Origin of the sequence: Streptomyces sp. NBC_00370, assembly GCF_036084755.1 — a bacterium.
Lineage (GTDB): Bacteria > Actinomycetota > Actinomycetes > Streptomycetales > Streptomycetaceae > Streptomyces.
Map to the genome: position 1 here is coordinate 4686954 of NZ_CP107968.1, position 26641 is coordinate 4713594.

Consider the following 26641-nt stretch of genomic DNA (forward strand, 5'->3'; position numbering starts at 1 on the left):
GCGCCCTGCGGTGCGTCTAACGCAACTCCCCACGCATAAGGCGCCCGACGGGTGCCTCACAAGCCCACACCCGTCCCACCAGTCACACCCGCTCTGCTCACCCATCGACCGACGGGCGTTACGCGCGGAAATCGGGATAGGGTCACCGGCAAATGATCACGGGGGCGGGGGGAGCCATGATCAGGCAGTGGTACACGGCGCTCGGCATCAACCTGCTTCTTGGCATCCCGGCCGTCGTCCCGTTGTGGATGCTCTACTACATCGGCTCGACGTGGGTGGATCCCGCACCGGAAGAGAATGACGGCTTCGGCGTCGTCCTCTTCGGGCTGGGGATCCCCGTCGCCATCTGCGGATTCCTCTGGTGGCTGGCCAACCTGCCCCTTGCCCGCCGCACCCGCCTCCAGCCGGCCCAGTACTGGGCACTCAGCCTTCTCGGCACATCCGTCCCGACCGTCGCCCTCATCGGCAACAGCCTCTGAGCCCACCGGCGGGGGCGGACGCCGAGCCGATCCGAGTCCCCCGAGCAGCTGACGCGTGGCACCCGCAGTCGGCCGAGCCGCCGTCACCACGAGCCCAGCGCCTCCGTGGAGCCCCCCGGCCGCCCCCCCTCAAAGAAGTACTTGCGGTGGAGGGCCGGGGGTCAAGGGTGAAGCGAAGCGCAATCGGCGAAGCCGACGCGACGCAGGAGCGCCCTTGACGCCCGGACCGGAGCCGCGACACTCAACAGCAAGGGGCGGCGCTCGGTTCAGCTAACTTCCCGGCCCACACAGCTTCGCGTTCATGCGCCCTGACCGGTCAGCAGCCGCGCGGCTCACCGTGCTTGATCCCCTGGACGAACCGTGACCAGCTGTCGTGCTGGAAGACAAGCGCGGGTTCATGGGTGCTCTTGGAGTCACGGACCGGTACGAGGTTGTGGCCGTCAGCCACTTCGAGGCAGTCGTCGTTGTTCGGCCCGCTATAGCTGGACTTGCGCCACCCGAGCGGGGCGACGGCGTTAAAGGCCACGTGCTCATTGCTGTTCATGTGCGTACTCCTGTGCCACGGTCTTGATCATGGTCACCGACTCCTTGTGCGACAACGAATCACCCAGGGCCAGATCGAAGGCGTTCTTGCAGTCGTTCACCATTGCCGGGTCGTCGAAGACGTGCCCCGTTGCAACTCCTTCCACGTAGGCGATCGACGGAGCGTCGTCGAAGCTCATCAGGTAGAGCATGCCCGTCAGCAATGCGTGGGCTCCCGCCGCGAACGGCAAGATATGCAGGCGCAGCCGCTTGGCCTCTGCCATGGCTGCGATCTTGTGGAGTTGTTCGGCCATGACGCGCGGTCCGCCCACCCCTCGGCGGAGCGCCGCTTCGTCCAGCAGGATCCACGCTACGGGGCCCGACGGGTCTTCCAGGAGCTGACCGCGCTCGATCCGGTTGACAACTTGCTGGTCAATCTCCTGTCGGCGGCAGTTCACGTGATGCGCCCCGAGCACTTCCCTTGCGTACGCTTCTGTTTGAAGCAGTCCCGTGATCAACGACGAGCCGTAGTGACGTACTTCAGTGGCCCGCTGTTCGAACTCCGCAACCCCCGCGAAGTGGCTGGCGTACTTCGAGTCCAGGTCCTTCAACCACCGTACGAAGAACCCGTCCGTCCCCAGGGCCTGATCAATCCGCTGCGCGTCCTCCGGGTTCGGTAGTCGGCGGCCCGCTTCGATGTGGCTGATCAGGGTCGGAGAGCACACCACCAGCTCGGCCAGGGCCTCCTGGGTCATGCCCGCCGCCAGCCGTCGGAGCCTCAGTTCCTCTCCGTACTTCTGTCGGGGCGTGAGTGCTTTACCGGATCTCGCCATTAACTCAGCTCCCACTTGACAGATGTGCGGTCAGGTCATCACCCCTGGTAACGGTAGTCGCGCAAGCCCCACGCTGTGAGGGATTCGTCACAGAGAGTGGGAGCTTCGCCGTGCCGCCAGCCATTGGCCGTCTTTCTCAGACCGTTCCGCAGCCCGTCCCCCGTGGGGAGGTGGCGTGATGGCTCTGGATCCCCGCACCGCCGTCGTACTCCGCTGGTCCCGTCACCCCCGGTGCGTCCGCCTGGCCCGGCTTGAGCTTCGCAGGGCCCTCGCCGGTTGGGGGTTGGGCGTGCTGGAGGACTCAGCCGTGCTTGTGCTCTCGGAGTTGTTGACCAACGCCGGGCGGCACGCCCGGGTGTCTCCGGGGCGGGAGGTCGAGACGTGGTTCCAGCCCTTGCCCGGCGGCTTACGCATCGAGGTGCACGACGCGTCGTCCGAGAAGCCCGAGCAGCGGGCGGCCGGCGTCGAGGCCGAGGGGGGTCGGGGGCTCGCGCTCGTGGCCGCGTTGGCTGACGAGTGGGGCGTCGCCGACCGCGACGGGGTCGGGAAGCTGGTCTGGGCCGAGTTGTTCCTGGCGGCCGGGGCGGAGGATGGCGGCTGACCGGCGGCGGCGTCCGTCATACCGGGGTCTCCGGGGGTGGGGTCGGGGCTCCTGGGATGCGGATTGATGCCACCGTGCCGCCCCCCGGGGCCGGGCGCAACGTCACCTCGCCGCCTGCCTGTTGGACCGTGCGGGCCACGATCGACAGGCCCAGGCCTGAGCCTGGCAGGGCTCGGGCCGAGGATGAGCGCCAGAAGCGTTCGAAGACGTGGGGGAGGTCGTCCGGTGGGATGCCGGGGCCGTGGTCGCGGACCGTCAGGTCGCCGGTTTCGGTCAGGGCCACCTCGACCGTGCCGCCCTCCGGGCTGAACTTGACCGCGTTGTCGAGGATGTTGACCACCGCGCGCTCCAGCGTCGCCGGTTCGGCCCGTACGAACCAGGGGTGCAGCCGGGCGTCGATCGTCAGGCCCGGGCCGCGCAGCCGGGCGCGTTCCAGGGCCGTCTCGGCGATCTCGTGGAGTGCGACGACCTGGAGGGGGCCGGGGGTGGGGGCGTCGGGGCGGGACAGTTCCTGGAGGTCGCCGATCAGGGAGGCGAGTTCCGTCATCTGCGCCTTGACGGACGTCATCAGCGCCTTGCGGTCGGCGGGCGGGATCGCGCGGCCCGTGTCGTCGCTGCGGGCCAGCAGCTCGATGTTGGTACGCAGCGAGGTGAGCGGGGTGCGCAGCTCGTGCCCGGCGTCCGCGATCAGCTGGGACTGGCGGTCGCGGGAGGAGGCCAGCGCCGCGGTCATGGAGTTGAACGACCGGGACAGCCGGGCGATCTCGTCCTCGCCCTCCGCCGGGATCCGTACGGTCAGGTCCTCCGTACGCGCGACGTGCTCGACCGTGCGGGTCAGCTGGTCGACGGGGCGCAGCCCGGTCCTGGCGATCCACAGTCCGGCGGCGCCCGCGCCGATGACGCCCACGCCGGCCACGGCGGTGAGCAGCAGTGCCAGCCGGTTCAGGGACGTCTCGATCTCGCCGTCGGGGCGGGAGACGGACACGGCGACGGGACCGTTCAGGTTCGGGCTCCGGACGGTGACGACGGAGGTGTGGACGCGGACGTGCTCGCCCTTGTCGGTCGTGCTGTCGTGGAGCGTCATGCTGCTGACGCCGTGCAGGGTGAGGTTCCTGGCGACCTCGACGTCCGCCGGCTGGACCTTGACCGGCTGGGCGCCGGGGGTGACGCACCGGCCGCCGTTGGACAGGATCACCTGGGTGTAGGCGAATCCCCGCTGGGCCGTCGCCGCGGGGTTGGCGCCGCTCTGGCAGCTCTCCAGCGCCTGGACCACCTGGCTGTCGGAAGCGCCGATGTTCTTCAGCGAGGTGTCGAGTTCGTTGAACAGCTGGGAGCGGGTCAGCAGCCAGGAGCCGACGGCCACCGCCGCGACCGCGATGGCCACCGCGACCGCGACCAGCAGCGCGAGCCTGGACCGGATCGGCAGCGTGCGGAACCGGCGGAGGGGACCACCGCTCACGCCGCGCCGCCGGAGCCCGCCGCGCCGCCGGAGCCCGGGGCACTACCGCTGGGGCCGGTACCGCTCGCGCCCGCCGCGCCCGCCGCGCCGTCCGCCCGCAGCGCGTACCCCACGCCCCGCACCGTGTGCACGAGGCGCGGCTCCCCGCCGCCCTCCGTCTTGCGGCGCAGATACATCACGTACACGTCCAGCGAGTTGGAGCTGGGCTCGAAGTCGAATCCCCAGACGGACTTGAGGATCTGCTCCCGCGTCAGCACCTGCCTGGGGTGCGCCAGGAACATTTCGAGCAGGGTGAATTCGGTACGGGTCAGGTCCACCCGCCGCGTGCCACGCGTGACTTCGCGGGTGTTCAGGTCCATCCGCAGATCCGCGAAGGACAGGACGTCGTCGTCCGGCTGCTCGCCGATGGTGGTGGAGTACGAGCTGCGCCGCAGCAGGGCCCGGATGCGGGCGAACAGCTCGTCCAGTTCGAAGGGCTTGACCAGGTAGTCGTCGGCGCCCGCGTCGAGGCCGGTCACCCGGTCGCCGACCGTGTCACGCGCGGTCAGCATCAGGATCGGTACGGTCGAGCCGCCGGCCCTGAGCCGGCGCGCGGCGGTCAGGCCGTCCATCCGGGGCATCTGGATGTCGAGGACGATCAGGTCCGGCTGGTACGCCTCGGCCTTGGTGAGGGCGTCGTACCCGTCCACCGCGACCTCCGTCCCGTAGCCGTCGAAGGCGAGACTCCGCTGCAGCGCCTCGCGTACGGCGGGCTCGTCGTCGACGATCAGGATTCTCTGCGGATCGCCTTCGGCGGGACTCATGGCGCGTCCTCTCTCGGTTTCGTCGGCGGCTGTCCGCCTCCTCGGGGCTCTCTTCAGGAGACCATGGAATCAGTTCGAGCCGCCGTCACGCAGGTTGGCCAGGTCCGCCTTGATGGTGTTGGCGGGGATCGCGAAGCCCAGGCCGATGCTGCCGCCGGACCCCGAGTCGCCGCCGTCGGCGCTCTGCGCCGCCGCGTTCGCCGAGTTCAGTCCGACGACCTGGCCGTCCATGTTGAGCAGGGCGCCGCCCGAGTTGCCGGGGTTGATCGCCGCGTCCGTCTGGATCGCCTTGTACGTGGTCGTCGAGCTGCCGGTGTCCCCGTTGAACTGCTGCCCGCCGAACTGGAACGGCCAGTTGTCGCCCCCGCCCTGGCCCTGCTGCTGCCCCTGCTGCTGCGACTGGTCCTGGCCGTCCTCCTTGGGCACGGTGACGTCCCGGTTGAGCGCCGAGACGATACCGGTGGTGACCGTGCCGGTCAGGCCCTCGGGGGAGCCGATCGCCACGACCTGGTCACCGACCCGGAGCTGGCTGGAGTCCGCGAATCCGGCCGTCTTGAGCCCGCTCGCGCCCTGGAGCTTGATCAGGGCCAGGTCCTTGTCGGGGTCGGTGCCCACGACCTGCGCGGTGTACGTCTTGCCGTCGCCCGCCTTGACGGAGAGCTGCGAGGAGCCGGCCACCACGTGGTTGTTGGTGACGATCTCGCCGTCGGACGTGATGATCACGCCGGAGCCCTGCGAGGTGCCGGAGCTGGACGTGGCGGTGATCTCGACGACGGTCGGGGAGAGCGCCTGGGCGACACCCGCGACCGTGCCCTTGCTGCTCTGCGAGACCGTTGTACCGCTGACGGCGCTGCTGGTGCCGTCCCCGCCGTTGTCGCTGACGTGCTCCACGAGCGCGGCCGAACCGCCCCCGACGACCGCCGCCGCGATGGCGACAGCGGCGAGGAGACCGACCGGGCCCTTGGCGCGGCGGCCGTGGTGCGCGGTGTGTGCGGTGGGCGCGTACGCCGGGGGCGGCGGGAAGTCCGCCCCGTACGGCTGGGTGTGCTGGTGCTGGTGCTGGGTGTACGGGTCCTGGTGCTGCGGTTCCTGCCGGCTGCTGCTGTCGTCGTCGCCGCTGTGGCGGAAGTAGTTGGTCATGTCACTGACTGTCGCCGCCGGACATGAAAACAGGCTGAGTACGCTGTGAGAAGGCCGACAGAACCGCGTTCGCCCCATATAAAGGCCGCCAAATAAAGGCCGCCACACGAAGGCCGCCGCGCGTCAGGGGCGGGGTGTTACTCGCAGCCGCAGGAGCGCCGCACGATCAGTGCCGAGGGGAACTGCTTCACCCGCTCGCGCCGCGACCCCGCGACCCGCAGCCCGTCGTCCAGCACCAGGTCGACGGCGGCCCGCGCCATCGCCGGTCGGTCGGAGGAGATCGTCGTCAGGGGCGGGTCGGTGAGCCCGGCCTCCTTGACGTCGTCGAAGCCGGCCACCGCCAGCTGCTCCGGTACGTCGAGACGCAGCTCGCGCGCGGCCCGCAGCACACCGATCGCCTGGTCGTCCGTCGCGCAGAAGATCGCCGGGGGTCTGTCCGGGCCCGCAAGCAGGTCGAGCGCGACCCGGTAGGCGTCGTAGCGGTTGTAGGGCGCCTGGAAGAGCCGCCCCTCGATGGACCGGCCGGCTTCCTGCATCGCCCGCCGCCAGCCCTCCACGTGGTCGGCCACCGGGTCGCCGACGGCCGGCGTCGACTCCATGCCGCCGAGGCAGGCGACGTACGGGTGGCCGTGCTCCAGCAGATGGCGGGTGGCGAGCTGCGCACCGCCGATGTCGTCGGTGACGACGGCGACGTCGTCGATGGCCTCGGGGCGTTCGTGCAGCAGCACGACCCGTGCGTCCCAGGCCTCGATCTCGGCGGCGGCGCGCTCGCTCATGCCCTGGCTGACCAGGATCAGTCCCGAGACCCGCATTCCGAGGAAGGCCCGCAGATAGTGGACCTCGCGCTCGTCGCGGTAGTCGGAGTTCCCGACGAGGACCATCTTCCCGCGCTCGGCAGCCGCTTGCTCGACGGCATGTGCCATCTCGCCGAAGAACGGCTGCCGGGCGTCGGGGACGATCATTCCTATGAGGTCGGTGCGCCGCGACGCCATGGCCTGGGCCACCCGGTCGGGGCGGTAGCCCAGCTCCTTGATCGCGTTGAGCACCCGCTCGCGCGTGGCCGGGGCGACCGGCCGGGGTCCGTTGTTGATGACATAGCTGACGACAGCGGTCGAAGTCCCCGCCAGTCTTGCCACATCGTCCCGCGTCACCTTGGCCACGCGCGGCAGTCTACGCGTGGTGAACTACCGGTCGGCAGGCCGTACCTCGGCGTGCTCGGCGGGGGTGTCCGCCGCCTCCGCCGCGGGTTCCGCCGATGCCGGCGCAGCGGCCGTCGCGGACCCCGGAGCGGATCCCGTACGGGCCTGGTGGCCGGGGACCTCGCCCTGGTCGGGCTTCTCCGGCGTGACGAAGCGGTAGCCCACGTTGCGTACGGTCCCGATCAGGGACTCGTGCTCGGGGCCGAGCTTGGCGCGCAGCCGCCGTACGTGCACGTCGACGGTGCGGGTGCCGCCGAAGTAGTCGTATCCCCACACCTCTTGGAGCAGCTGGGCGCGGGTGAAGACCCGGCCGGGGTGCTGGGCGAGGTACTTCAGCAGCTCGAACTCCTTGAAGGTCAGGTCCAGGACCCGGCCCTTGAGCTTCGCGCTGTAGGTGGCCTCGTCGACCGAGAGGTCGCCGTTGCGGATCTCCATCGGGGAGTCGTCCGCGGTGATCTGCTGCCGGCCCATGGCCAGCCGCAGCCGCGCCTCGACCTCGGCGGGGCCCGCGGTGTCGAGCAGCACGTCGTCGATGCCCCAGTCGGCGGTGACGGCGGCGAGGCCGCCTTCCGTCACGACGAGGACCAGCGGGCAGCCGGGTCCCGTGGACCGCAGCAGCTGGCACAGCGACCGCACCTGCGGCAGGTCGCGGCGGCCGTCGATCAGGATGACGTCGGCACCAGGTGTGTCGACGAGGGCGGGTCCCTCCGCCGGGGCCACCCGCACGTTGTGGAGCAGCAGTCCTAGGGCGGGAAGCACCTCCGCCGACGGCTGGAGGGCGTTGGTCAGGAGCAGCAGTGAACTCATCGCCGCTCACCTGCCTGAGCCGTACAAGCCGTACATAGGTCGTGCGTGGTTCGCTTGCCCATCACGTCGGTTCCTCCTCGGTCCCTGCGAGGACGTATGCGGCACTGTTGGATCCGTGGTTCGGGTGGATCCGGTCGTTCTGATGGTTCCGGTCGAGCTGGTATCGAGCTGTGTTGCGAATTCCCGTCTGTTCATCTGTCTGTAACACCGGACGGGAAACACAAAAGGACCCGGGGGCTACGTTGCCCGGATCCTCTTGGAAGCAGAATAGCCCACATGCGTTCCGTGTCAGAGGGGCAATCCCGCAGATCATCTGTTTCCTCCCACCCGGCGGAGGCGGTACGGACCGTCCTGCGCACCGAGGACGGGGTCCGGATCGAGGCGATGTACGAGCCGTGTACGGCAGATGAAGCCGGCGATCCAGCACCCTCGCCGGGGACGGCGATCGTCGTCGCGCACGGCTTCACCGGGTGGCTGGAGCGGCCGGCCGTGCGGCGCGCCGCACGCGCGTTCGCGCAGCGTGCGGCCGTGGTGACCTTCTCGTTCCGTGGCCATGGCGGCTCCGGGGGACGCTCCACGGTCGGTGACCGTGAAGTGCTCGATCTGGCCGCCGCAGTGGAGTGGGCCAGGTCGCTCGGACATGAGCGGGTGGTGACCGTCGGCTTCTCGATGGGCGGGTCCGTCGTGCTGCGGCACGCCGCGTTGCACAGGGGGCGCACGGAGTCGCGGACGGACGCCGTGGCGTCCGTAAGCGCTCCCGCCCGTTGGTACTACCGGGGTACAGCCCCTATGCGCCGCGTTCACTGGGTGGTAACACGACGGGTCGGCCGGATCGTCGGCCGTTACGGGTTCCACACGCGCATCGTCGACCGCGACTGGGACCCGGTGCCGCTGTCCCCCGTCGAGTCCGTGCCGCTGATCGCGCCGACCCCGCTGCTGATCGTGCACGGCGACCGCGACGGTTACTTCCCGCTGGACCATCCGCGCATGCTGGCGGCCGCCGGGCCCGCCGAGCTGTGGGTGGAACCGGGGATGGGGCACGCGGAGGACGCCGCCGACGACGAGCTGCTGTCCCGTATCGCGGACTGGCTGATGAAGCAGTGACGAAGCGGCAATGAGGGAGCAGTGCCTCGCATCGGCCATCATGGGGGGCCACACGAGGCAACGGACCGCCGACGGAAGACGGAACGGGAAGACCGAAGGGAGAGCCGCTATGGCAGCGGGCACGATCCGCTACTGGGCCGCGGCGAAGGCGGCCGCAGGCGTCGCGGAGGAGCCGTATCTGGCCGATGACCTGGCCACGGCGCTCGACACGGCACGGCAGCGGCACCCGGGCGAGCTGGTCCGGGTACTCCAGCGGTGTTCGTTCCTTGTCGACGGTGACCCCGTCGGGTCCCGGGAGCATGAGACCGTACGGCTTGCCGAGGGCGGCACGGTCGAGGTGCTCCCGCCGTTCGCAGGAGGGTGAACCGCAGAAGATGAGCAGCGATCAGCAGTATCCGTACGGCGAGCAGAGCGGCCAGACCGGCCAGGGCGGCCAGTACGGCGGGCACCAGCAGCCGAACGGGCACCAGCAGGGCAACGGCCAGCACCGGGCCGACGGTCAGCCGCAGCCGAACGGTCAGCCGCAGCCGCCGTACGACGAGTACGGCCGGTACCCGCAGGGACAGGCGCCGTACGACCCGGCGCCCCGGGCCCCCTCGTACCCGGAGCCCGCCTACCCGGACCCCTCGTATCCGGACCACGCGTACCAGAACCCGGCTCAGGACCCGTCGTTCCAGGACCCGTCGTTCCAGGACCCGTCGTTCCAGGACCCCGGGACCCAGACCTGGCAGGGCCAGACCTGGGACACCCAGTACCAGCCGCAGATCCAGCCGCTGCAGCCGCCGCCCGCCCAGCCGCAGCCGCGCCCCCAGCCCCGGCACGCCGCGGCGGCCGACACCGCGTACCTGCCGCCGCAGGGCGGCTACCCGCTGCCGCCCGAGGTCCCTTCGCCGTCCCCGGTCGCGCCAGCCGCCGCCTCGTACGAGCCGTACGAGCCCCCGACACCGCCGCACGCGGCCCCGCCGCAGGCCACTCCGTCGCACGCCGCACCGCCGTACGGCGCCGCCCCGCAGGCCACTCCGCCGCAGGCCGCCGGCGCCTCCGCAGCCGCGCCCTTCGCCGATCCGTCCGCCGCCGCCGGTTACAGCTCGCCCACGACCATGGGCAACACCCGCGTCACCGACGCCCAGCGGGCCCGCGCCGAGGGCCGGTCGCCGATCATTCCGCCCGGGATGCAGCCCGCGGGGCTGACCGCCGCGCTCGGCCTGCTGCTGGCCGGCGGCGCCGCCGTCGGGCCGTACGCGCTCGTCGTGCCGCTGGTGATCCTCCAGGCGGTGACCGCGGCCGGCTGGTTCCGGCTGAACGGCATGTGGCCGGCCCGGCAGGGCATCGCGCTCGCCTTCCTCGGCGGCCTCGTCTCCGACGTGGCGCTGCTCGCCGCGGGCAAGGAGAACGCGCCGGCGGCCATCATCGGCACGCTCGGCGTCTGGGTCCTGCTCACCGTCGTCCTCCAACTGCGCAGTCACGCGGGGGGTGACGAGCGGATGCAGGGCCTGATGGCCACCGTCGCCTCCGCCGCGCTCGCCATCATCGTCACCGGCCATCTCGCCGCGCCCTCGGACGCCGTCGTCGTCGGCGGGATCGCGGTGGCCGCCGCCACCGTCGCCCGCGCGCTGCCGCTGCCCGCGGTCGCGTCCGTCGTGGTCGCGCTGCTGGTCTCGGCGGGCGCCGGGATCGCGGTCGGCGGCTTCACCGACCTGGGGTCGGGCGGCGCGCTGCTGGGCCTCGGCGCCGGGGTATGCGCCCTGATCGGACTGCGTGCGGCGAGTTACGACTACCCGTCCCGCTTCGTCCATATGACCGCTGGTGTGGCTCTCCCGCTGGCGGCAGCGGCACCCGCCGTCTACTTGCTGGGGCGAGCGCTGACCTGATCGTCGTCACGTTAGGCTCACGGTCGTCAGGGGGACGTGTACGACCGATGGTGGGGGACACCGAGCGATGCGTGGGCTTCGAATACTGCTGATTCTTGTCGTGATCCTGGCGGGTCTTTTCGTCGCCGCCGACCGGCTGGCGGTCAATTTCGCCGAGGGCAAGGTCGCCGACAAGATCAAGTCGAGCCAGGGCCTGGAAAGCGATCCCCAGGTCTCCATCAAGGGCTTTCCCTTCCTGACGCAGGTGGCCAACTCCCAGCTCGACGAGGTCGACATCACCCTCGACGGGGTCACCGCCACGACGGAGGGCCACTCGGTCCGGGTCACCGAGGTGCGGGCGGTCCTGAAGGACGTCCGGATCAACAGCAGCTTCTCGTCGGCGACCGCTTCGCAGGCCGACGGCGCGGCCAGCATCTCGTACGCCGACCTCAGCGGCTCGGCGCCCAAGGGCGCGACCGTCAGCTACGCGGGTCCTGAGCGCGCGGCCAAGGGGCAGGTCAAGGTGGCGGGCAAGCTGACCGACATCCTCAAGGGCGCGGGCATCCCGATGCCGGACGCGGTCGCGGCCCTGCTCGGCGACAAGGTCTTCACCGCGTACAGCGAGGTGTCCGTCTCGGACGGCAAGACCGTGCGGCTGCGTGCCAAGAGCCTCCCCGACCTGCCGGTGCCCGGCCTGGACGAACAGCTCCAGAAGCTGATCGACTACGACCTGAAGATCGACGGAATGCCGTCGTCGGTCGCGCTCAGCAAGGTGACGGCGTCCCCGGACGGACTGCGCTTCTCAGGGACGGGCACGGACGTCTCGCTGACCAGCTGAGCCGGGCTCAGGGGGCGGCCCGCACCGGGCCGGATGGTGAGACGACGGTGTCCGGCTCGTAGAAGAAATATGACCGGGAGAGCGCCGCCGGGCCTGGGAAATCGCATGCGTGAGCCAAAATTCTCACGGAGTGGACGATCGCGTCTCATCATGTGACACACCGGTGACATTGCCGCCGCCACGTCCTTACGATCGACCCTATGCAGTGCTTCATCTGTGGCCTTCCGCAAGGAGGCCGCGCGGATCTCACCAAGCGGCGGGCAGTAGACCTGTGCCGCGTTTCCGCCATGCTCTGTCGCACTGTCTGAGCGGGACATTCGCATTCCCGCATTCCCGGCCCCCGACCGTGTCAGGCGGCCCAGGGCCACCCCCGCGCCGTTCAGCGGGTCTCCCCCCTTCGCGCCTCTGGCGCCCGGAGACTGTCCACGAACCCGCACCATCTCGCCGCACCTGCCCCGGAGGAGAACAGCATGAGCCGTAGTGACGTCCTGGTAGACGCCGACTGGGTCGAGGCCCACATCGACGACCCGAAGGTCGTCATCGTCGAGGTCGACGAGGACACCTCGGCGTATGACAAGAACCACATCAAGAACGCCGTCAAGATCGACTGGAAGTCCGACCTCCAGGACCCGGTCCGCCGCGACTTCGTCGACCAGGAGGGCTTCGAGAAGCTCCTGTCGGCCAGGGGCATCGGCAACGACGACACGGTCGTGCTCTACGGCGGCAACAACAACTGGTTCGCGTCGTACGCGTACTGGTACTTCAAGCTGTACGGCCACGACTCCGTCAAGCTCCTCGACGGCGGCCGCAAGAAGTGGGAGCTGGACTCCCGTGACCTGGTCGACGCCGTGCCCGAGCGCGCCGCCACCACGTACAAGGCGAAGGCGCAGGACACCTCGATCCGTGCCTACCGTGACGACGCCGTCGCCGCGATCGGCAGCCAGAACCTGGTCGACGTGCGCTCGCCCGACGAGTTCAGCGGCAAGCTGCTCGCCCCCGCGCACCTCCCGCAGGAGCAGTCGCAGCGTCCGGGCCACATCCCGTCCGCCCGCAACATCCCGTGGTCGAAGAACGCCAACGACGACGGCACCTTCAAGTCGGACGACGAGCTCAAGGAGCTCTACGGCGACGAGCAGGTCGACCTGGCGAAGGACACCATCGCGTACTGCCGTATCGGTGAGCGCTCCGCGCTGACCTGGTTCGTGCTGCACGAGCTGCTCGGCGTCCAGAACGTCAAGAACTACGACGGCTCGTGGACCGAGTACGGGTCCCTCGTCGGCGTGCCGATCGAGCTCGGCGCCGCCAAGTAAGCACGTCCCGACCAGCAATCACGCCTGACCCCGGAGGACTGAACAGTATGTGTGGAGCACAGGCCGGCGGCCCGGACGCCTCGACGATCAAGCCCGGTGAGACCACGATCCAGGGTTCCGTGACCCGTGACGGCGAGCCCGTCACCGGTTACGTACGCCTGCTGGACTCGACCGGTGAGTTCACCGCCGAGGTGCCCACCTCGGCGACCGGGCAGTTCCGCTTCTACGCGGCGGAAGGTACCTGGACCGTGCGCGCACTGGTCCCCGGGGGCACGGCCGACCGTACGGTCGTCGCGCAGACGGGCGGTCTCTCCGAGGTCGCCATCGCCGTTTGACAGCTGTCCGACGGAACTGCTGATCGGCCGGAACTGCTGATCGGCCGGAGGACCGCACCCCAGGGGAGTTGGACGCTCACTGGAAGGGGTGCGGTCCTTCGTGCCGTCGTACGCTGGAAACATGTACACGCGACGGCGTCGCGCTTATTTCCTGCTCATGGGCGGATGCCTGGTCCTGTTCGTCTCCGCCTGGTCCTTCGTGCGGCTGTGGTCGGTTCCGGCCGCCGTCGCCATGGCCGTGGTGGCCATGGTCATCCCGCCCGTCGCCGCGATCGTCGGAAACCGGCGGGGCAAGGACGACCGCTGGTGGGACGAGCCGCCGGACGACGCCAAGTCGGACGAGTGGTGGGACGAGATGGACGACAAGAAGCGCCCCCGCCGCCCTCAGTAGACGAGGGCCTGTACGCCGTCGGCCATGATCTCGCTGACGAAGACCTGCGCCCCGGCGATCCGTACGCCCTCGATGAGGTCCTTCTCCGCGATGTCCCGCCGGGCCGCGCACTGGGTGCAGAGCGTGATCTGTCCGCCGGCCTGGATCGACTCGATCAGGTCGGGCAGCGGCGCCGAATGCGGGAGTTCGAACTCGGCTGCCCGGCCGGGCAGCGCGAACCACGCGGATTCGCCCGTCAGCCACAGGGACACCTCGACACCGCTGGCGACGGCGACGGCCGCCACCGTGAAGGCCTGGGAACAGCGCTCGGGGGCGTCGGCCCCGGCCGTCACTTTGATCACGAGCTTCTTCGCCGATTGCATATACCGAACTGTAATCCGCCCCTGTACAACCGCGTTTCCCTCTCGCAAGTCAGCTCTGTGCGCAGGTAATTGGTACCTGCAGCCAGGTCTCGTGGGGGACCCCCTTGAAAACGAAACGAAGACGCGGCCGTACGACGCTGATCGTCGTCGCGGCGGCCGTGCTCGGCGTCGTCGCCGGCACGGCGACCGGATACGCCGTACAGGCGGACCGCGCGCCGAAGGCGCTGCCGCCGCTGAACCAGCCGGGTCTGGCGTACCCGGCGAAGTCCCTTCCCGAGGGCAAGGAGCCCGAGCCGCTGACCGTGGCGCACGACGCCGGGCTCAAGACCTCGGGCGACCTGCGGAAGCTGTTGATCAGCAAGCCCAGGGGCGCGACCAAGGTCGAGGGGAGCGAGGACGGCTGGATGGCGCTCGACACCTACGCCGGCCACTTCGCCGACCCGGAATCCCTGATCACGTCGCTGGCCCCCAGTTTCCGGCGGGCCGTGAACGTCTCCTGGAACGAAGGCAAGAACCGTGAGGTGGTCGTCACCCTCGTCCAGTTCAAACCCAGCGCGTTCCAGGACGCCGCCGGCTATGCGCTGGACCAGCAGTCGTACATGCCCGGAGCGACCGCGGCCGGCAACAACGGCTCGGTGATCGAGGGCACCGACGACGGCCGCTACTGGGTGTACGACAACCCCCGTCACCAGTCGCGCAACAGGGCCAGAGCAGTGGCCTGGCGCGGCGACATCATGATGGAGATCGACATCTTCGACAGGGGCACGATCCGCGAGAGCGCCATCAGGACGCTGGCCGAGCGGCAGATGGAGCGCCTGTGAACGAGGAAGAAGTCAGCACGCCCGCGCCGGGGGCCGTGCCGGTCACACCGGACGACGTTCCGCAGGTCCCCGCGCCCCGCCGCCGGGTGCGCCGGATCCTCGGGATCGCACTGCCCGTCGTACTCGTGCTCGGTGCCGTCGGCGGCGGTGCGGTGTACGTCAAATCCACCGTCGACGGTGCCGACAGGACCGTCCCCACCAAGCTGTGGCAGGCGGCACGCGCCAAACCGAACCGGGATCCGGCGGCGAACGCGTACAAGGGCCGCACCGACACCGAGCTGAGCAAGCAACTGCTGCCCGCGCCCGAGGGCTACCGCCTCGGTCCTGACCTCGACGAGTTCGGGAACGACACCTCGCTCTCGGCCCAGCAGGCCAGAGCGCTCCTGAAGGGCAGCGGTGAGGGCCTTCCGAGCAGGGTGCGCACCGAGATGAACAAGGAGATCGAGAAGGTCGGCATCAAGGGCATGGCCGCACGCTCCTACGTGGCCGCGACCGGCGACCTGGTCGTCGAGACGTTCGTGACGCAGATGAAGGACCGCTCGGCCGTGGCGGACATGTACCGGAACGCTTCGAGCATCGGCGGACGCAAGGGTCCTGCCGTCAAGGGCCAGAAGAACGCCAAGTGCTTTTTGGCGCCCGAGGGCTTGGAGTTCGATCCCCGCTACATGGTGTGCACGGCGTACAAGGGCGAACTCTTCATCAAGGTGAACGCCTTCGGTACGGAGCCGCTCGCGGCGTCCGAGGTCGCCGGCCTGCTCGGTGACCAGCTCGACCGTATCGACACCCCGGGGAAGGCCGTATGACCGAGCAGATCACCCCGCTGTCGGCCGACGCGACCGTACCGGCCGCCGAGCCCGCCCCCGTACCGGTCGCCGAGCCCGCGCCCGTACCGCTCGGCGCGTTCCCGCCCCCGCCCACCGAGCCGCCGGTCGTCGGCGTCCGGCCGCCCCGGCGCGTGCTGCGCGCGGTCGCCCGGTGGACACTCGCGGCGGTGGTCTTCGCCGGGGTCGGCGGCGGGGTCGCCTACGGCATCACCGGCATGGACCGCGACGACGTCCCCGGCCTCGCCACGCGGAGCGACGGCCGCTGGGACTACCCGAAGCTGTCCCTCCCCGCGCTGCCCGCGGGCTCCCCGCGCCCCTTCACCGTGGGCAACGACGGTGAGATCCACTACGCCGACCTGCGGAAGCTGCTCCTGCCCGCGCCTGCGGGCGCCGTCCAGGACAAGAAGCTGACCGGCGGCTGGATCAGTAACGCCCAGTACCTCTCGGAGTACGAGGCGGACAGCCGCGAGGTCATGGCGTCGGGCCTGCGCAACCTCCCCGTACGGCACATCGCGGCGCGTGGCTGGACGATGCCGGACGGCACCAGCACGCGGATCTACCTGCTGGCGTTCCTGTCGGTCAGCGCGGCCAACGACTACAAGGACGCGCAGATCCAGTCCCACGCCGGCCTCGACGCCGGCACCCCGCTCACCTCCGCGCCCCAGACCACCCTCGACAACGGCTGGCCCGGCGATCTCCAGGTCTCGGACACCTCGGTCAGCGTGTTCACCGAGCTCAAGCCGTACGGGGCCACCCATGTGCGGCAGGCGTACGTGCTGGCGGGTGACACCCTCGCGCTGGTGATCGAGGAGAAGAAGGGCACCGCTCCCGCCGTGCCGTTCCATCAGACGCTGCTGCTGCAGAGCCAGCTGCTCGGCTGACCGGCCCACCTCCGGAAGAAGGCCCGGTCCCCACCCATTAGGCTGGGGACCGGCCGTTCCGCTCATCCCGCTCATCCGAGGAGCACTCCGTGCTTGAGGACACTTACACCTCTCTGCTGATCCTGGTCTGCGTCGCCGTGCTCGCCTTCACCGTCCTGGTCGTGAAGAAGCTGTACCAGGGCCAGCGCTGACAGCCTCCAGCACCGGCAATTCCCACCAAGACCCAGCCAAGAGACTGAGCCGCTCATGATCGAGATCCCGTCCGACCTGAACCCGGGCCTTGTCCCCCTCGCCTTTCTCCTGGGCCGCTGGGAAGGCGTCGGTGTCTTCGACTTCCCCGGTGACGAGAAGGCCAACTTCGGCCAGGAAGTCACCTTCAGCCACGACGGCCGGGACTTCATCGAGTACGTCTCGCACACGTGGGCGCTCGACACCGAAGGCAACAAGGTCAGCCCCATCGAGTCGGAGTCCGGCTTCTGGCGGATCGACGAGGACCGCAAGGTCGAGGTCGTGATGGTCCGCGACCAGGGCGTGGTGGAGATCTGGTACGGCGAGCTGGCCGACCAGAAGCCGCAGATCGACCTGGTCACCGACGCGGTGGCCCGTACCGCGAGCGCCGGCCCGTACAGCGGCGGCAAGCGGCTCTACGGCTATGTGAACAGCGACCTGATGTGGGTGGGCGAGAAGTCGACGCCCGAGATCCCGCTGCGGCCGTACATGTCGGCGCATCTGAAGAAGGTCGTCAGCCCCGAGCAGGTCGCCGCCTGGGCCAAGGACCTCGGCGACCTCCCCGACGACGGCATCGCCTTCTTCAAGTAACCCGGCACGTTCTTCAAGTAACCCGGCAACCAGGAACGGCGGGCCGGAGCGGTCCGTTCCGCCGCACCGGCTGCCTACACTGGGGCCGTGGTGAGCATCGACTGGAAGAGCGACCTGCGACAGCGCGGCTACCGGCTGACGCCCCAGCGCCAGCTTGTCCTCGAAGCCGTCGACTCACTGGAACACGCGACGCCCGACGACATCCTCTGTGAAGTGCGCAAGACCGCGTCGGGCGTGAACATCTCCACCGTCTACCGGACGCTGGAGCTGCTGGAGGAGCTGGAGCTGGTCTCCCACGCCCATCTGGGCCACGGAGCGCCGACGTACCACCTCGCCGACCGGCACCACCACATCCACCTGGTCTGCCGCGACTGCGGGAACGTGATCGAGGCGGACACCAAGGTCGCCGCCGAGTTCGCGGAGAAGCTGCGCGAGGACTTCGGCTTCACGACCGACATGAAACACTTCGCGATCTTCGGCCGCTGCCGAGACTGCACGGCTCGCGCCGAACGCGCCGCTCGCGGCGAGTCGTAGGCTGATAAGCATGAAGAGCCCTCTGCTGTCGCTGCCCGGAGCTGTCGCCGCCGAAGGACAGGACGAAGGTGTCGCCGCCCACTACGGCGATCTGTTCCGTGAACAGCGCGCCCTTGCCGACGGCAAGGGGCTGGTCGACCTGTCGCACCACGGAGTCGTGACCGTCACCGGCGCCGACCGGCTGAGCTGGCTGCATCTGCTGCTCACGCAGCACGTCAGCGAGCTGCCGGCGGGACAGGCGACCGAGGCGCTGATCCTCTCCGCCAACGGCCACATCGAGCACGCGCTGTATCTCGTGGACGACGGCGAGACGGTCTGGGTGCACGTCGAGCCGGGTACGCAGGACGCGCTCGTCGCGTACCTGGAATCGATGAAGTTCTACTACCGCGTCGAGGTCGCCGACCGCACCGAGGACTTCGCGGTGGTCCATCTGCCTGCCGGGTCCATCACGGAGGCGCCGGACGGTGTCGTCGTACGGGAGACCCCGTACGGCCGCGACCTCTTCCTGCCGCGCGCGGAGCTTGAGGCGTACGCGGCGGCGCACGGTCCGCTCGCGGGGACGCTCGCCTACGAGGCGCTGCGCGTCGAGGGCCACCGGCCGCGCGTCGGCTTCGAGACGGACCACCGGACCATCCCGCACGAGCTGGGCTGGCTGGGCACCGCCGTCCATCTGGACAAGGGCTGCTACCGGGGCCAGGAGACCGTGGCGCGGGTCCAGAACCTGGGGAAGCCGCCGCGCCGGCTGGTCTTCCTGCACCTGGACGGCAGCGACGTCCACCTGCCGGGCCACGGCACACCCGTCCGGCTCGCCGCCGACGGCGAGGACGGCCGCCAGCTCGGCTTCATCACGACGTCCGCCCGCCACCACGAGCTGGGGCCGATCGCGCTGGCGCTGGTGAAGCGCAACGTGCCGCTGGACGCCGAGCTGATGGCGGGGGACACCGCGGCGGCCCAGGAGTCGGTCGTCGAGGTCTGAGCCGCGCCCCCGCGGGCGGTCACATCTCCAGGCCCTGCCGGCGGTCACATCTCCAGCTGCACCGTGAACGGGCCGTGATTCGTGAGCGAGACGCGCATGTCCGCCCCGAACCGGCCCGTTTCCACCTGTGCGCCCAGCGCGCGCAGCTGCGCCACCACCTCGTCGACCAGCGGCTCGGCCACGGGCCCCGGCGCGGCGGCGTTCCAGGTGGGGCGGCGGCCCTTGCGGGCGTCCCCGTAGAGAGTGAACTGCGAAATCACCAGGAGCGGGGCGTTCACCTCCGAACAGGACTTCTCGCCCTCCAGCATCCGTATCGACCAGAGCTTGCGGGCCAGCTGCGCCGCCTTCTCCTTCGTGTCCTCGTGGGTGACTCCCACCAGCACACACAGCCCTTCGCCGATGATCTCGCCGACGGTTTCCGTCCCTGATCCGGTCACGACGGCGACGCTCGCGCCGTCGACTCTCTGCACCACAGCTCGCATACGGACCAACCTATCCGGGGCCGAACGGGTGCAGAGTGCCCGCACGGGCAGCCGCATGAGTGGCACGATGCAGGGAGGCGGTGCGTTCGCGCACCGGTCGAGGGATGGGGGTCTCCCCAGCGGAGTGAGGGGAAGCACGCGCGATGAGCACATCTGGAGCCGGGCAGTCGCCCGGTCCCGTACCGACGACCCGTACGACCATGGGGACCGGCAGCAGCCCCGCCCTGCCGGGCGAAGCGGCCGGGTCGCGGCCACCGGCGCAGCGGACGGCCGGCGACACCGGCCAGGACGCCGCCGCACCGGCCGGCAGGCCCGCCGGGCCGACCGCTCTCGCCGCACTGCCGGCGCCGACCGACCCGCTCCCGTACGACTTCACCGAGCTGGGCCTGCCCGACCTGCGCATGCTGCGCAGGGACTCGCAGCGCGACGAGGCCGATCTCAGCTATCTGCGGCGGCTGTTGCAGGGGCGCATCGACATTCTGCGCGCCGAGCTGTCGCGCCGTAACGCCCCGGAGTCCCTGCCGACCGCCGGCAACCCGGCGCTGCTGGAGACCCCCGTGGTGGACCGGCTCTCCGAGATCCTGACCGACGCGCCCTCGCGCCACCGCTCGTCCGCCCGGCATCTCACCCTCTCCACGCCGCGCAGCGCCGAGTGCCGGCAGCTGGCCGCCGAGACGCTCGCCGAGGTGGAGCTGTCGGACCTCGACGCGCGTACGAGCGAGGAGCTGCACGCCGCGATGGGCCGGCTGGTGCGGCACGAGCGGCAGATCTCGCGCCGCAGGCACCTGCTGCAACGGACGGTCGACGATTGCAGCGCGGAGATCACCCGCAGGTACCGTGTGGGAGAAGCGCAGGTGGACGACCTGCTCACCTAGGGTCTCTCGGCCGGATCAGGCCGGAGCGGCCCGTATCGGGGCCGGACCGGCCCCGGTCAGGGTCGGGCGGGGGTCCCCAGGCCCCAGCACCCCTCGGAAGGCCGACCATGACGACCCAGCAAGCCCGCACCGCACACACCGCTCCCGCCACCCCCGCCCTGCCGGTCCTCGCCGAGGTCGTACGGTCCGGCTTCGTGGAGGGCCACCACCGAGGCTCGCTGGTGCTGCTCGCGGCCGACGGCGGTGTGGAGTTCGCGCTCGGCGACCCCGGCGTACCGGTCTTCCCGCGGTCCAGCAACAAGCCGATGCAGGCGGCGGCGATGCTGCGGGCCGGGCTCGACCTGTCGGGGGAGCGGCTGGCGCTGGCCTCGGCGAGCCATTCGGGCGAGGAGTTCCACCTCGATCTCGTCCGTACGATGCTCGCCGAGCACGGGCTGACGGAGGACGATCTGCGGACGCCGCCCGACCTGCCGCTGGACCGGGAGGCGGCCGAGGCGTATCTCGCCGCGGGGCACGAGCGGGCCAGGATCGCCATGAACTGCTCGGGCAAGCACACGGCGATGCTCGCCACCTGCCTGCTGAACGGCTGGCCGACCGCCACGTACCTCGACCCGGACCACCCGCTCCAGCGGCTGGTCCGTACGGTCGTGGAGGAGACGTCGGGCGAGGAGGTCGCCGCGGTCGGTACGGACGGCTGCGGCGCCCCGCTGATGGCGCTCAGCCTCACCGGACTCGCCCGCGCCTTCCGGCACTTCGTGCAGACCGACGCCGGTACGGCCGAGGGCCGGGTGGCCGCAGCGATGCGCGCCCATCCCGAGTATGTGGCGGGTACGCGCCGCTCGGACACGTGGCTGATGCGGGCGCTGCCGGGCGCGCTGTCCAAGAACGGCGCCGAGGCGGTCCAGGCGGTCGCGCTGGCCGACGGCCGGACGGTGGCCTTCAAGATCGACGACGGCGGCGGGCGCGCGGTGGGCCCGGTGCTGGCGCGGGCGCTGCGGATGCTGGGCGAGGACGACGAGGTGCTGGAGCGGATCGGGCGGGCGCCGGTGCTGGGCGGTGGTGCGGAGGTGGGCGAGGTGCGGGTGGCGTTCTGACCAGGTTCCTTGTCGTTCTCGCAGGGCCTCCCGCCGGCGGAAAACCGCGTGCGCGCTCGGAGGCGGTTCGCCTAGCGTGGCGCCATGAGCCTTGAGGTCCGTACCGTCACCGCATCCGAACTCCGCGACTGGACACGAGCGCTGGACACCGGATTCCTGCGGCCGCCGGTGGCGTCCGACGAGGCCGTGGCCGCGAGGCTGGCCTTGAGCGATCTGACGCGTACGCGCGGCGCGTTCGACGACGGGCGGTGCGTCGCGACGTTCCGCTCCTTCGGCCAGGAGCTGACGGTGGTGGGCGGCGCCGTGCTGGCGGCCGACGCGATCTCGAACGTGACCGTGTCGCCCACGCACCGCAGGCGCGGGCTGCTCAGCCGCATGATGGCCGACGACCAGGCGCAGGCGAAGGAGCGCGGCGACGTCGTCTCCACGCTGATCGCCGCCGAGTACCCGATCTACGGCCGCTACGGCTTCGGCCCCGCCGCCGCGATCACCGAGTGGAGCATCGACGTGCCGCGCGCGGGGCTCGACCCGCGCTGGTCGGGCCCCGACGACGGCGGCAGGATCGATCTGGTCGACGCAGCCGACGTACGCAAGCTCGGGCCCGAGTTCCACGACCGGTTCCGCGCGGCGCAGCCGGGCGCGATCAGCCTCGACGACGTGTGGTGGAAGGCGCACACGGGTCAGGACCCGGTGGGCCGCCCCTGGACCGAGCCGTTCTACGCGGTGTACCGCTCGGCGGCGGGCGAGGTGGAGGGGCTCGCCGCGTACACGGCGGACGCCGAGTGGGGCGATGCCAAGCAGCCCCTGAACACCGTGAGCGTCCGGCGCCTGATCGGCCTGACGCCGGCCGCCGACCGCGCGCTGTGGCGGTTCCTCTGCTCCATCGACTGGGTCAACACGGTCCGCACCGGCTACCGCGCCTCCGACGACCTGCTGCCGTACTTCCTCCCCGACCCGCGCGCCGCCAAGATCGTCACGCAGGCGGACTTCCTGTGGGTGCGGCTCCTCGACGTCCCGCGCGCCCTGGAGGCCCGTACGTACGACACGTCGGCCACCCTCACCCTGGAGGTCCAGGACAAGGCCGGGCTGGCGGCGGGCCGCTTCCGGCTGGACGCCACCCCGCAGGGCGCGAGCGTCACGGCGACGACGGAGTCGGCTGATCTCACCCTGGACGTCAGGGAGTTGGGCTCGCTCTACCTGGGCGAGGAGTCCGCCCTGCGGCTGGCGGCGCTGGGCGCTGTCGCGGAGGAGACTCCAGGGGCGGCGGCGACGGCGGAACACCTCTTCCGCACGCCCCGCCGCCCCTGGTGCCCGGACATCTTCTGAGCTCCGAACGTGGTTGTCCGGCTTGGTCAGTTGCTGAAGTCAGCTACTGAAGTCAGTTACTGAAGTAGAAGTACGACCACGCGCCGTACGTCGTGGTGTTCACGTTGTCACCCGACGAGGTGTCGATGTACGCGGCGCGCACCCGGGCGCGTACGCCCGACGTCCCCGGATGGCCCAGGTTGACGGCGCACTTGCCGTTCGTGCCGAGTTTGAAGTACTCCGAATCCGTCGTGTACCACTTGCCCTTGGAGTAGATCTGGAGGTCCAGACGCTCCTTGCGGCCCTTGTAGTACGTCATCGTCGTGTTCACGACGGCGTCGGTCTTCTTGTGGAAGTAGTAGTAGCGGGTCGAGCCGATCTTGCCTGTCCGGTAGTACTTGGACAGCGAGGAGGTGATCTTCGCGTGCGCGTACGCGGTGGACTTGACGGTCCGCGCGCTGTACCGGGAATCGCCCTTGAAGACGGCGGTCACGTTGGTGTCGCGCGACATGGGGACGGTCGCCGACAGGTTGCCGTGCGAGTCGGCCTTGCCGGTCTTCAGCAGCTTGTTCGGCTTGTCCCCGCCGTACGGGTCGGCCCAGATCTCCACCGTGCGGTTGGTGTAGGTGGCGCCGAGGTGGGCGGTGAAGACGACCTTCTTGCCGTAGTCGTACGTCTTGTGGTTGTTGGTGAGCGTCAGGGCGGGCGTGGCGCGGGTGACGGCGACGGTGTCGGAGGCGGACGCCGAGGTGTGCGCCGCGTCCCCCGCGTACGTCACCGTGTACCGCACCGAACCGCCGGACGGGGGCGCGTCGGTGAAGGAGAAAGCGCCCTTCGCGCCGAGCGCCTTGATGCCGAGGGACTTGCCCGACGGGGACAGCAGGTCCGTGCGTACGACGTTCAGCGGCGTCCCCGCGGGCGGCACGAGACCGGTGGTGAGCGTGCCCTTGACGGTGAGTGTCTTGGCGCGCGTGGCCGTGGCCGGGGCGACCGCGGTGAGCTTCGCCTCGTACTTGCGCGGTTCGTTCACGGCGTGGAACTGCGTGGAGCCGGACGACCCGGTCAGCACGAACAGCTTCGTGCCGTCCGCCGACCAGACCGTCGAGTGCCCGCCCCACGGCATCCACTCGTTCGACAGGTTGCGGACGCTGGCGGGGGCGCCGGCGCCGGCGGGGAAGACGTAGGTGTCGCCGGTGTTCTCGGTGTCGAGCGCGGTTGCCGCGACCGTGCCGTCCGGGGCGACGCTGACGGTCTCCGGCTCGTCCTTGACCGGGTACTCGTGTACCTCTTGGAGGTCGGAGAGCCGGTATTCGGTGACCGCCCGGTTCCCCGGCCCGGCCACGACGATCGACTGTCCGTCCGGCGTGAGCGCGGCGTCCCGGTAGAAGCCGCCCTCGTTCGCGGTGACGCGGATGACCGGGGTACCGGACGACACGTCGTAGACGACGATCGGCCCGGAACTGATGCCGCCGTCCAGGGCGACCAGGGTGTCCGGGTTCGCCGGGTCGGCGTACAGCATCGGCGTGGTGGCGAAGTCGTGGGCGCCCGCGAGGTCGAGCGTGACGGCCGCCGGGTCGGCGGTCAGATCGATCTCGCCGAGCCCGGAATCCCACTGGTCGCCGTAGCCGAACCAGATCCGCCCCTCGGTGAGCGCGATCCGGCGCGGCGCCGTCCCGTCACCGGTCGGGTACTCGGCGGTCTGTGCGAGCGTCGCAGTGTCGAAGGCGACGATCTTGTCGGCGCCGGTGACGGCGGCGTACAACGTGCCGCCGTCCGGGCTCAGTTGGAGGTCGGACACGCCGGAAAGACCGGTGAGCGTCCTGACCACCTTGCCGGTGTACCCGACGACGGCGATGGCGCTGTTGCCGCTCATGTAGAGCTGCTGGTGAGCGCCGTCGACGACGGTGTCGAGCACACTGTCGACGCCGATCGGCACGCTGGTGTCGGCGGCCGCCGGGACGGCCGCGAGCACCATGGAACTGAAGAGAGCCGCCGTCGCGACGGCGGCCGGAAGTATGCGCATGCGCAAGTTGATTCGAACCCCCCAAGCATGTGGCCACTGTGTGCGGCCTGTACCGGCTCTGTGGCCAGTGAGTGAAGATTAGGGCAGACCTCCAACACTCCACACGGCGCCTTCGGTTCTGCCTCGCGGGCAGCCTCACCAGGAGTTCCGTACCTGGATGAACTCTCGCCCGGCTAGACGCGATACGTACCCCGAGACCGAGGGAAGACAGTGACCGCTGAGCGGAACCTCCGCACCAACTTCGCCTTCTACCCGCCCGAGACGGACGGCGGAGCGTGGCGCGCCACCCTGGAGTCCCTGGAGGGGGCTTTGCGGCAGGGGTTTCCCGAACTCACCGTGGAATACCGGAAGTCCGGAATCCACGACAGGACCGCACTCGATTTCGAGGTCGAACTGGCCCCGGACGTATGGGTGGACGGAACGGCGGCGATGCCCAGGCCCGACTACGCCTACATCACCCTCACCGATGTCTCCGCCGACGAAGCCGCCGTCTTCGCCGTATGGCTCCGCGACTCCTTCGTCCCCGCCCCGCACCTCGTACGCTTCGCCACCAGCCTGGCCATGGCCAACGGCGAAACCACCCCACGGCCACTGCCGACCACGGGCGCCACCGAGGAGATCACGGCCACACTGCGAAACCACCTGGACGCCGTCGACACGCCGTAGCCGGGGCCAGGCTGGCGCGTTACCCGAGCGTGGCGCCGATGACGGCTACGGCCTGCTCCGGGTGTCTCTCCATCCATCCGCCCAAATGCTCCCGAACGGCCTCGCTGACGCTGGTGCGTACCGCGGCGTTGCCCAGCACACCGCGCGTGGCGCCCTCGAACTCCGGATGGTCCAGCTTCACCGACACGACCGCCGTCAGTCCCTCACTGATCCGGTCGGGGCTGAGATCGAGGTCCGTCGCCGTCAGCAGTTGCCGCTTCCGCGCATAGGCGTTGACCGCGCGCTACCCCGTCGCGGAAGCCCGCCAGGTTGTATACCGCCGCCGTGAGTCGGCCGACTGTTGGCGAAGGTGCGGATCCGCTCCTCGCGAGAGACGCACCACCTCAGGGCCACCTCCGCCGTCCCCGCCATCCGCTGATCCTCACAGGTGAATGTGACGACGCCCGGGTGGAGGGGCGTCCTCGCCGAGGCGTCAAGAAAGGCGACGAAGTCGCGCGCCGTGCCCAGGAATTGCACGGAACGGGGCTCGTCCGGAGGACGGGCGTCGGTCAGAGAGATGGCCAAGCCCGCGTTCAGAAGGGCCAGTTCCCTGGAGCGTTCCGCCGGCACGGCGAACGAGCACTCCACGGTGTCGAATATGGCGGAGTCGAGCCAGAAGGTGACGGTCGTCCCGCTACCGGATGCCGGCCGTACGGCGGTGGGCGGGGCGACGGCAACGCCGCGTTCGTATTCCTGAATCCAACGGACACCGTCGCGTCGTACCTCGGCCACCAGGCGGCTCGACAGGGCATTGGCGATGCAGGGCGCGGTGCCGGCCAGTCCGCACGACCGCGACGTTGCGACCGGCGTGCCATGCCCCGACAGGCATGCAGGTCAGGAGAGCTTCGAGATCGGTGGAACCATCCGTGTCCACATTGTCAGCCACCCGCACGCCGCCGTCGGGCATGAGGGCAACATCGACGGAACTGGCGCGGCCGGCCAGTACCTCGTTGGCGGCTCGGCCCAGCACATAGAACACCGCCTCGTGCAGGCCACGTTCGCCAACCGAGCCGACGTACATCCTGGGCCGCTGCCGAATGGTCTCCGCCCCGTACAGCACCGTGATGCGGGCGGCCTCGTACGTGTTGGCGTTCTCGCTCATGAACTCCCCCTGACCGTGTCCAACAGGGTTGCCCCGCCTAGGTAAGTTTCCAGAAAGGTGCAGTTCAGAGCCCATGTGACGAAGGCATGAGTGGGCGGGTGCATGCTTGCCCGGATACAGCTGACAGAGTTGTCGAGGCAGCCTCGCAAGTCACGGCCGGACCCGGC

Annotated in this window: 32 protein-coding genes; 19 read left to right on the top strand and 13 right to left on the bottom strand. The window is 70.1% G+C overall.

Going from position 1 to position 26641, the window contains the following annotated elements; all coding sequences use genetic code 11:
• The first annotated feature begins 176 nt into the window (after positions 1-176).
• Positions 177-479 (top strand): hypothetical protein, encoded by a 303-nt coding sequence (locus OHS57_RS20900; protein WP_328582981.1) that lies wholly within the window; start codon positions 177-179, stop codon positions 477-479.
• Between the two features lie 316 nt (positions 480-795).
• Here OHS57_RS20900 and OHS57_RS20905 read toward each other — a convergent pair whose 3' ends face one another.
• Together OHS57_RS20905 and OHS57_RS20910 are read right to left on the bottom strand one after the other, a co-directional pair.
• On the bottom strand, positions 796-1023 hold the full coding sequence (locus tag OHS57_RS20905) for a DUF397 domain-containing protein (RefSeq protein ID WP_328582982.1): 228 nt from the start codon (positions 1021-1023) through the stop codon (positions 796-798).
• The gene (locus OHS57_RS20910; protein WP_328582983.1) at positions 1010-1834 is read right to left on the bottom strand and encodes a helix-turn-helix domain-containing protein; all 825 of its coding nucleotides are present in this window, start codon (positions 1832-1834) and stop codon (positions 1010-1012) included. Before OHS57_RS20910 ends, OHS57_RS20905 begins: the two co-directional genes overlap by 14 nt.
• Before the next feature lie 283 nt (positions 1835-2117).
• Here OHS57_RS20910 and OHS57_RS20915 point away from each other — a divergent pair, with 283 nt between their 5' ends.
• Positions 2118-2435 (top strand): ATP-binding protein, encoded by a 318-nt coding sequence (locus OHS57_RS20915; RefSeq protein ID WP_443043087.1) that lies wholly within the window; start codon positions 2118-2120, stop codon positions 2433-2435.
• Between the two features lie 16 nt (positions 2436-2451).
• Here the strand turns inward: OHS57_RS20915 and OHS57_RS20920 are convergent, their stop codons facing one another.
• The 5 genes from OHS57_RS20920 to OHS57_RS20940 form a co-directional block, all read right to left on the bottom strand.
• Positions 2452-3894, bottom strand: coding sequence for a sensor histidine kinase (locus tag OHS57_RS20920; protein WP_328582985.1), 1443 nt, complete (start codon positions 3892-3894; stop codon positions 2452-2454).
• Positions 3891-4697 carry a response regulator transcription factor gene (locus tag OHS57_RS20925; protein WP_328582986.1) on the bottom strand — a complete coding sequence of 269 codons (807 nt, stop codon included), beginning with the start codon at positions 4695-4697 and terminating at the stop codon, positions 3891-3893. The genes OHS57_RS20920 and OHS57_RS20925 overlap by 4 nt, the downstream gene beginning before the upstream one ends.
• Positions 4698-4766: 69 nt before the next feature.
• A complete protein-coding gene (locus tag OHS57_RS20930; RefSeq protein WP_328582987.1) occupies positions 4767-5837 on the bottom strand; it encodes a S1C family serine protease in 1071 nt (356 codons plus the stop codon).
• Positions 5838-5974: 137 nt separating this feature from the next.
• Complete coding sequence (locus tag OHS57_RS20935) at positions 5975-6997, bottom strand: LacI family DNA-binding transcriptional regulator (protein WP_041986687.1); 1023 nt, start codon at positions 6995-6997, stop codon at positions 5975-5977.
• 24 nt (positions 6998-7021) lie between these two features.
• The gene (locus OHS57_RS20940) at positions 7022-7843 is read right to left on the bottom strand and encodes a response regulator transcription factor (RefSeq protein WP_328582988.1); all 822 of its coding nucleotides are present in this window, start codon (positions 7841-7843) and stop codon (positions 7022-7024) included.
• Between the two features lie 276 nt (positions 7844-8119).
• On the opposite strand from OHS57_RS20940, the gene OHS57_RS20945 reads away from it, so the two are divergent.
• The 7 genes from OHS57_RS20945 (at position 8120) to OHS57_RS20975 (ending at position 13671) form a co-directional block, all read left to right on the top strand.
• Positions 8120-8947, top strand: coding sequence for an alpha/beta hydrolase (locus OHS57_RS20945; protein WP_041986681.1), 828 nt, complete (start codon positions 8120-8122; stop codon positions 8945-8947).
• A gap of 109 nt (positions 8948-9056) precedes the next feature.
• On the top strand, positions 9057-9311 hold the full coding sequence (locus tag OHS57_RS20950; protein ID WP_041986678.1) for a MoaD/ThiS family protein: 255 nt from the start codon (positions 9057-9059) through the stop codon (positions 9309-9311).
• A gap of 10 nt (positions 9312-9321) precedes the next feature.
• On the top strand, positions 9322-10818 hold the full coding sequence (locus tag OHS57_RS20955; protein ID WP_328582989.1) for a hypothetical protein: 1497 nt from the start codon (positions 9322-9324) through the stop codon (positions 10816-10818).
• Between the two features lie 67 nt (positions 10819-10885).
• Positions 10886-11635, top strand: coding sequence for an LmeA family phospholipid-binding protein (locus OHS57_RS20960; protein WP_198533238.1), 750 nt, complete (start codon positions 10886-10888; stop codon positions 11633-11635).
• 470 nt (positions 11636-12105) lie between these two features.
• Positions 12106-12945, top strand: a complete 840-nt coding sequence (locus tag OHS57_RS20965) for a sulfurtransferase (protein ID WP_328582990.1) — start codon at positions 12106-12108, stop codon at positions 12943-12945.
• 47 nt (positions 12946-12992) lie between these two features.
• Positions 12993-13280 carry a DUF1416 domain-containing protein gene (locus OHS57_RS20970; protein WP_028439550.1) on the top strand — a complete coding sequence of 96 codons (288 nt, stop codon included), beginning with the start codon at positions 12993-12995 and terminating at the stop codon, positions 13278-13280.
• 121 nt (positions 13281-13401) lie between these two features.
• Positions 13402-13671: a DUF3099 domain-containing protein gene (locus OHS57_RS20975; RefSeq protein ID WP_041986666.1), complete on the top strand. Its 270-nt coding sequence runs from the start codon at positions 13402-13404 to the stop codon at positions 13669-13671.
• Here OHS57_RS20975 and OHS57_RS20980 read toward each other — a convergent pair.
• Complete coding sequence (locus OHS57_RS20980; RefSeq protein ID WP_041986663.1) at positions 13665-14033, bottom strand: DsrE family protein; 369 nt, start codon at positions 14031-14033, stop codon at positions 13665-13667. The genes OHS57_RS20975 and OHS57_RS20980 overlap by 7 nt on opposite strands.
• Positions 14034-14137: 104 nt before the next feature.
• On the opposite strand from OHS57_RS20980, the gene OHS57_RS20985 reads away from it, so the two are divergent.
• The 6 genes from OHS57_RS20985 (at position 14138) to ygfZ (ending at position 18888) form a co-directional block, all read left to right on the top strand.
• Entirely contained in the window at positions 14138-14854 is a 717-nt protein-coding gene (locus tag OHS57_RS20985) for a hypothetical protein (RefSeq protein ID WP_328582991.1), read from the top strand.
• On the top strand, positions 14851-15657 hold the full coding sequence (locus tag OHS57_RS20990; protein WP_328582992.1) for a hypothetical protein: 807 nt from the start codon (positions 14851-14853) through the stop codon (positions 15655-15657). Before OHS57_RS20985 ends, OHS57_RS20990 begins: the two co-directional genes overlap by 4 nt.
• A complete protein-coding gene (locus OHS57_RS20995; RefSeq protein ID WP_328582993.1) occupies positions 15654-16559 on the top strand; it encodes a hypothetical protein in 906 nt (301 codons plus the stop codon). Before OHS57_RS20990 ends, OHS57_RS20995 begins: the two co-directional genes overlap by 4 nt.
• Before the next feature lie 246 nt (positions 16560-16805).
• Positions 16806-17378, top strand: a complete 573-nt coding sequence (locus tag OHS57_RS21000; protein ID WP_328582994.1) for an FABP family protein — start codon at positions 16806-16808, stop codon at positions 17376-17378.
• Between the two features lie 87 nt (positions 17379-17465).
• The gene (locus OHS57_RS21005) at positions 17466-17912 is read left to right on the top strand and encodes a Fur family transcriptional regulator (RefSeq protein ID WP_328582995.1); all 447 of its coding nucleotides are present in this window, start codon (positions 17466-17468) and stop codon (positions 17910-17912) included.
• Positions 17913-17922: 10 nt separating this feature from the next.
• On the top strand, positions 17923-18888 hold the full coding sequence (ygfZ, locus tag OHS57_RS21010) for a CAF17-like 4Fe-4S cluster assembly/insertion protein YgfZ (RefSeq protein ID WP_328582996.1): 966 nt from the start codon (positions 17923-17925) through the stop codon (positions 18886-18888).
• Between the two features lie 44 nt (positions 18889-18932).
• Here ygfZ and dtd read toward each other — a convergent pair whose 3' ends face one another.
• Positions 18933-19370 carry a D-aminoacyl-tRNA deacylase gene (dtd, locus tag OHS57_RS21015; protein ID WP_041986642.1) on the bottom strand — a complete coding sequence of 146 codons (438 nt, stop codon included), beginning with the start codon at positions 19368-19370 and terminating at the stop codon, positions 18933-18935.
• 143 nt (positions 19371-19513) lie between these two features.
• On the opposite strand from dtd, the gene OHS57_RS21020 reads away from it, so the two are divergent.
• The 3 genes from OHS57_RS21020 (at position 19514) to OHS57_RS21030 (ending at position 22665) form a co-directional block, all read left to right on the top strand.
• Entirely contained in the window at positions 19514-20245 is a 732-nt protein-coding gene (locus tag OHS57_RS21020) for an RsiG family protein (RefSeq protein WP_328582997.1), read from the top strand.
• A 107-nt stretch (positions 20246-20352) separates the two neighbouring features.
• Positions 20353-21339, top strand: a complete 987-nt coding sequence (locus OHS57_RS21025; protein WP_328582998.1) for an asparaginase — start codon at positions 20353-20355, stop codon at positions 21337-21339.
• 84 nt (positions 21340-21423) lie between these two features.
• Positions 21424-22665: a GNAT family N-acetyltransferase gene (locus tag OHS57_RS21030; protein WP_328582999.1), complete on the top strand. Its 1242-nt coding sequence runs from the start codon at positions 21424-21426 to the stop codon at positions 22663-22665.
• A gap of 52 nt (positions 22666-22717) precedes the next feature.
• Here the strand turns inward: OHS57_RS21030 and OHS57_RS21035 are convergent, their stop codons facing one another.
• Complete coding sequence (locus tag OHS57_RS21035; protein ID WP_328583000.1) at positions 22718-24667, bottom strand: YncE family protein; 1950 nt, start codon at positions 24665-24667, stop codon at positions 22718-22720.
• Positions 24668-24877: 210 nt separating this feature from the next.
• On the opposite strand from OHS57_RS21035, the gene OHS57_RS21040 reads away from it, so the two are divergent.
• Positions 24878-25333 carry a hypothetical protein gene (locus tag OHS57_RS21040; RefSeq protein ID WP_328583001.1) on the top strand — a complete coding sequence of 152 codons (456 nt, stop codon included), beginning with the start codon at positions 24878-24880 and terminating at the stop codon, positions 25331-25333.
• Between the two features lie 19 nt (positions 25334-25352).
• Here OHS57_RS21040 and OHS57_RS21045 read toward each other — a convergent pair whose 3' ends face one another.
• Genes OHS57_RS21045 through OHS57_RS21055 form a run of 3 tightly spaced genes read right to left on the bottom strand, consistent with a single transcriptional unit; the run spans position 25353 to position 26474 of the window.
• A complete protein-coding gene (locus OHS57_RS21045; protein ID WP_328585118.1) occupies positions 25353-25583 on the bottom strand; it encodes a hypothetical protein in 231 nt (76 codons plus the stop codon).
• The gene (locus OHS57_RS21050; RefSeq protein ID WP_328583002.1) at positions 25577-26104 is read right to left on the bottom strand and encodes a hypothetical protein; all 528 of its coding nucleotides are present in this window, start codon (positions 26102-26104) and stop codon (positions 25577-25579) included. Before OHS57_RS21050 ends, OHS57_RS21045 begins: the two co-directional genes overlap by 7 nt.
• A complete protein-coding gene (locus OHS57_RS21055) occupies positions 26007-26474 on the bottom strand; it encodes a hypothetical protein (protein ID WP_328585262.1) in 468 nt (155 codons plus the stop codon). The genes OHS57_RS21050 and OHS57_RS21055 overlap by 98 nt, the downstream gene beginning before the upstream one ends.
• Positions 26475-26641: the final 167 nt, after the last annotated feature.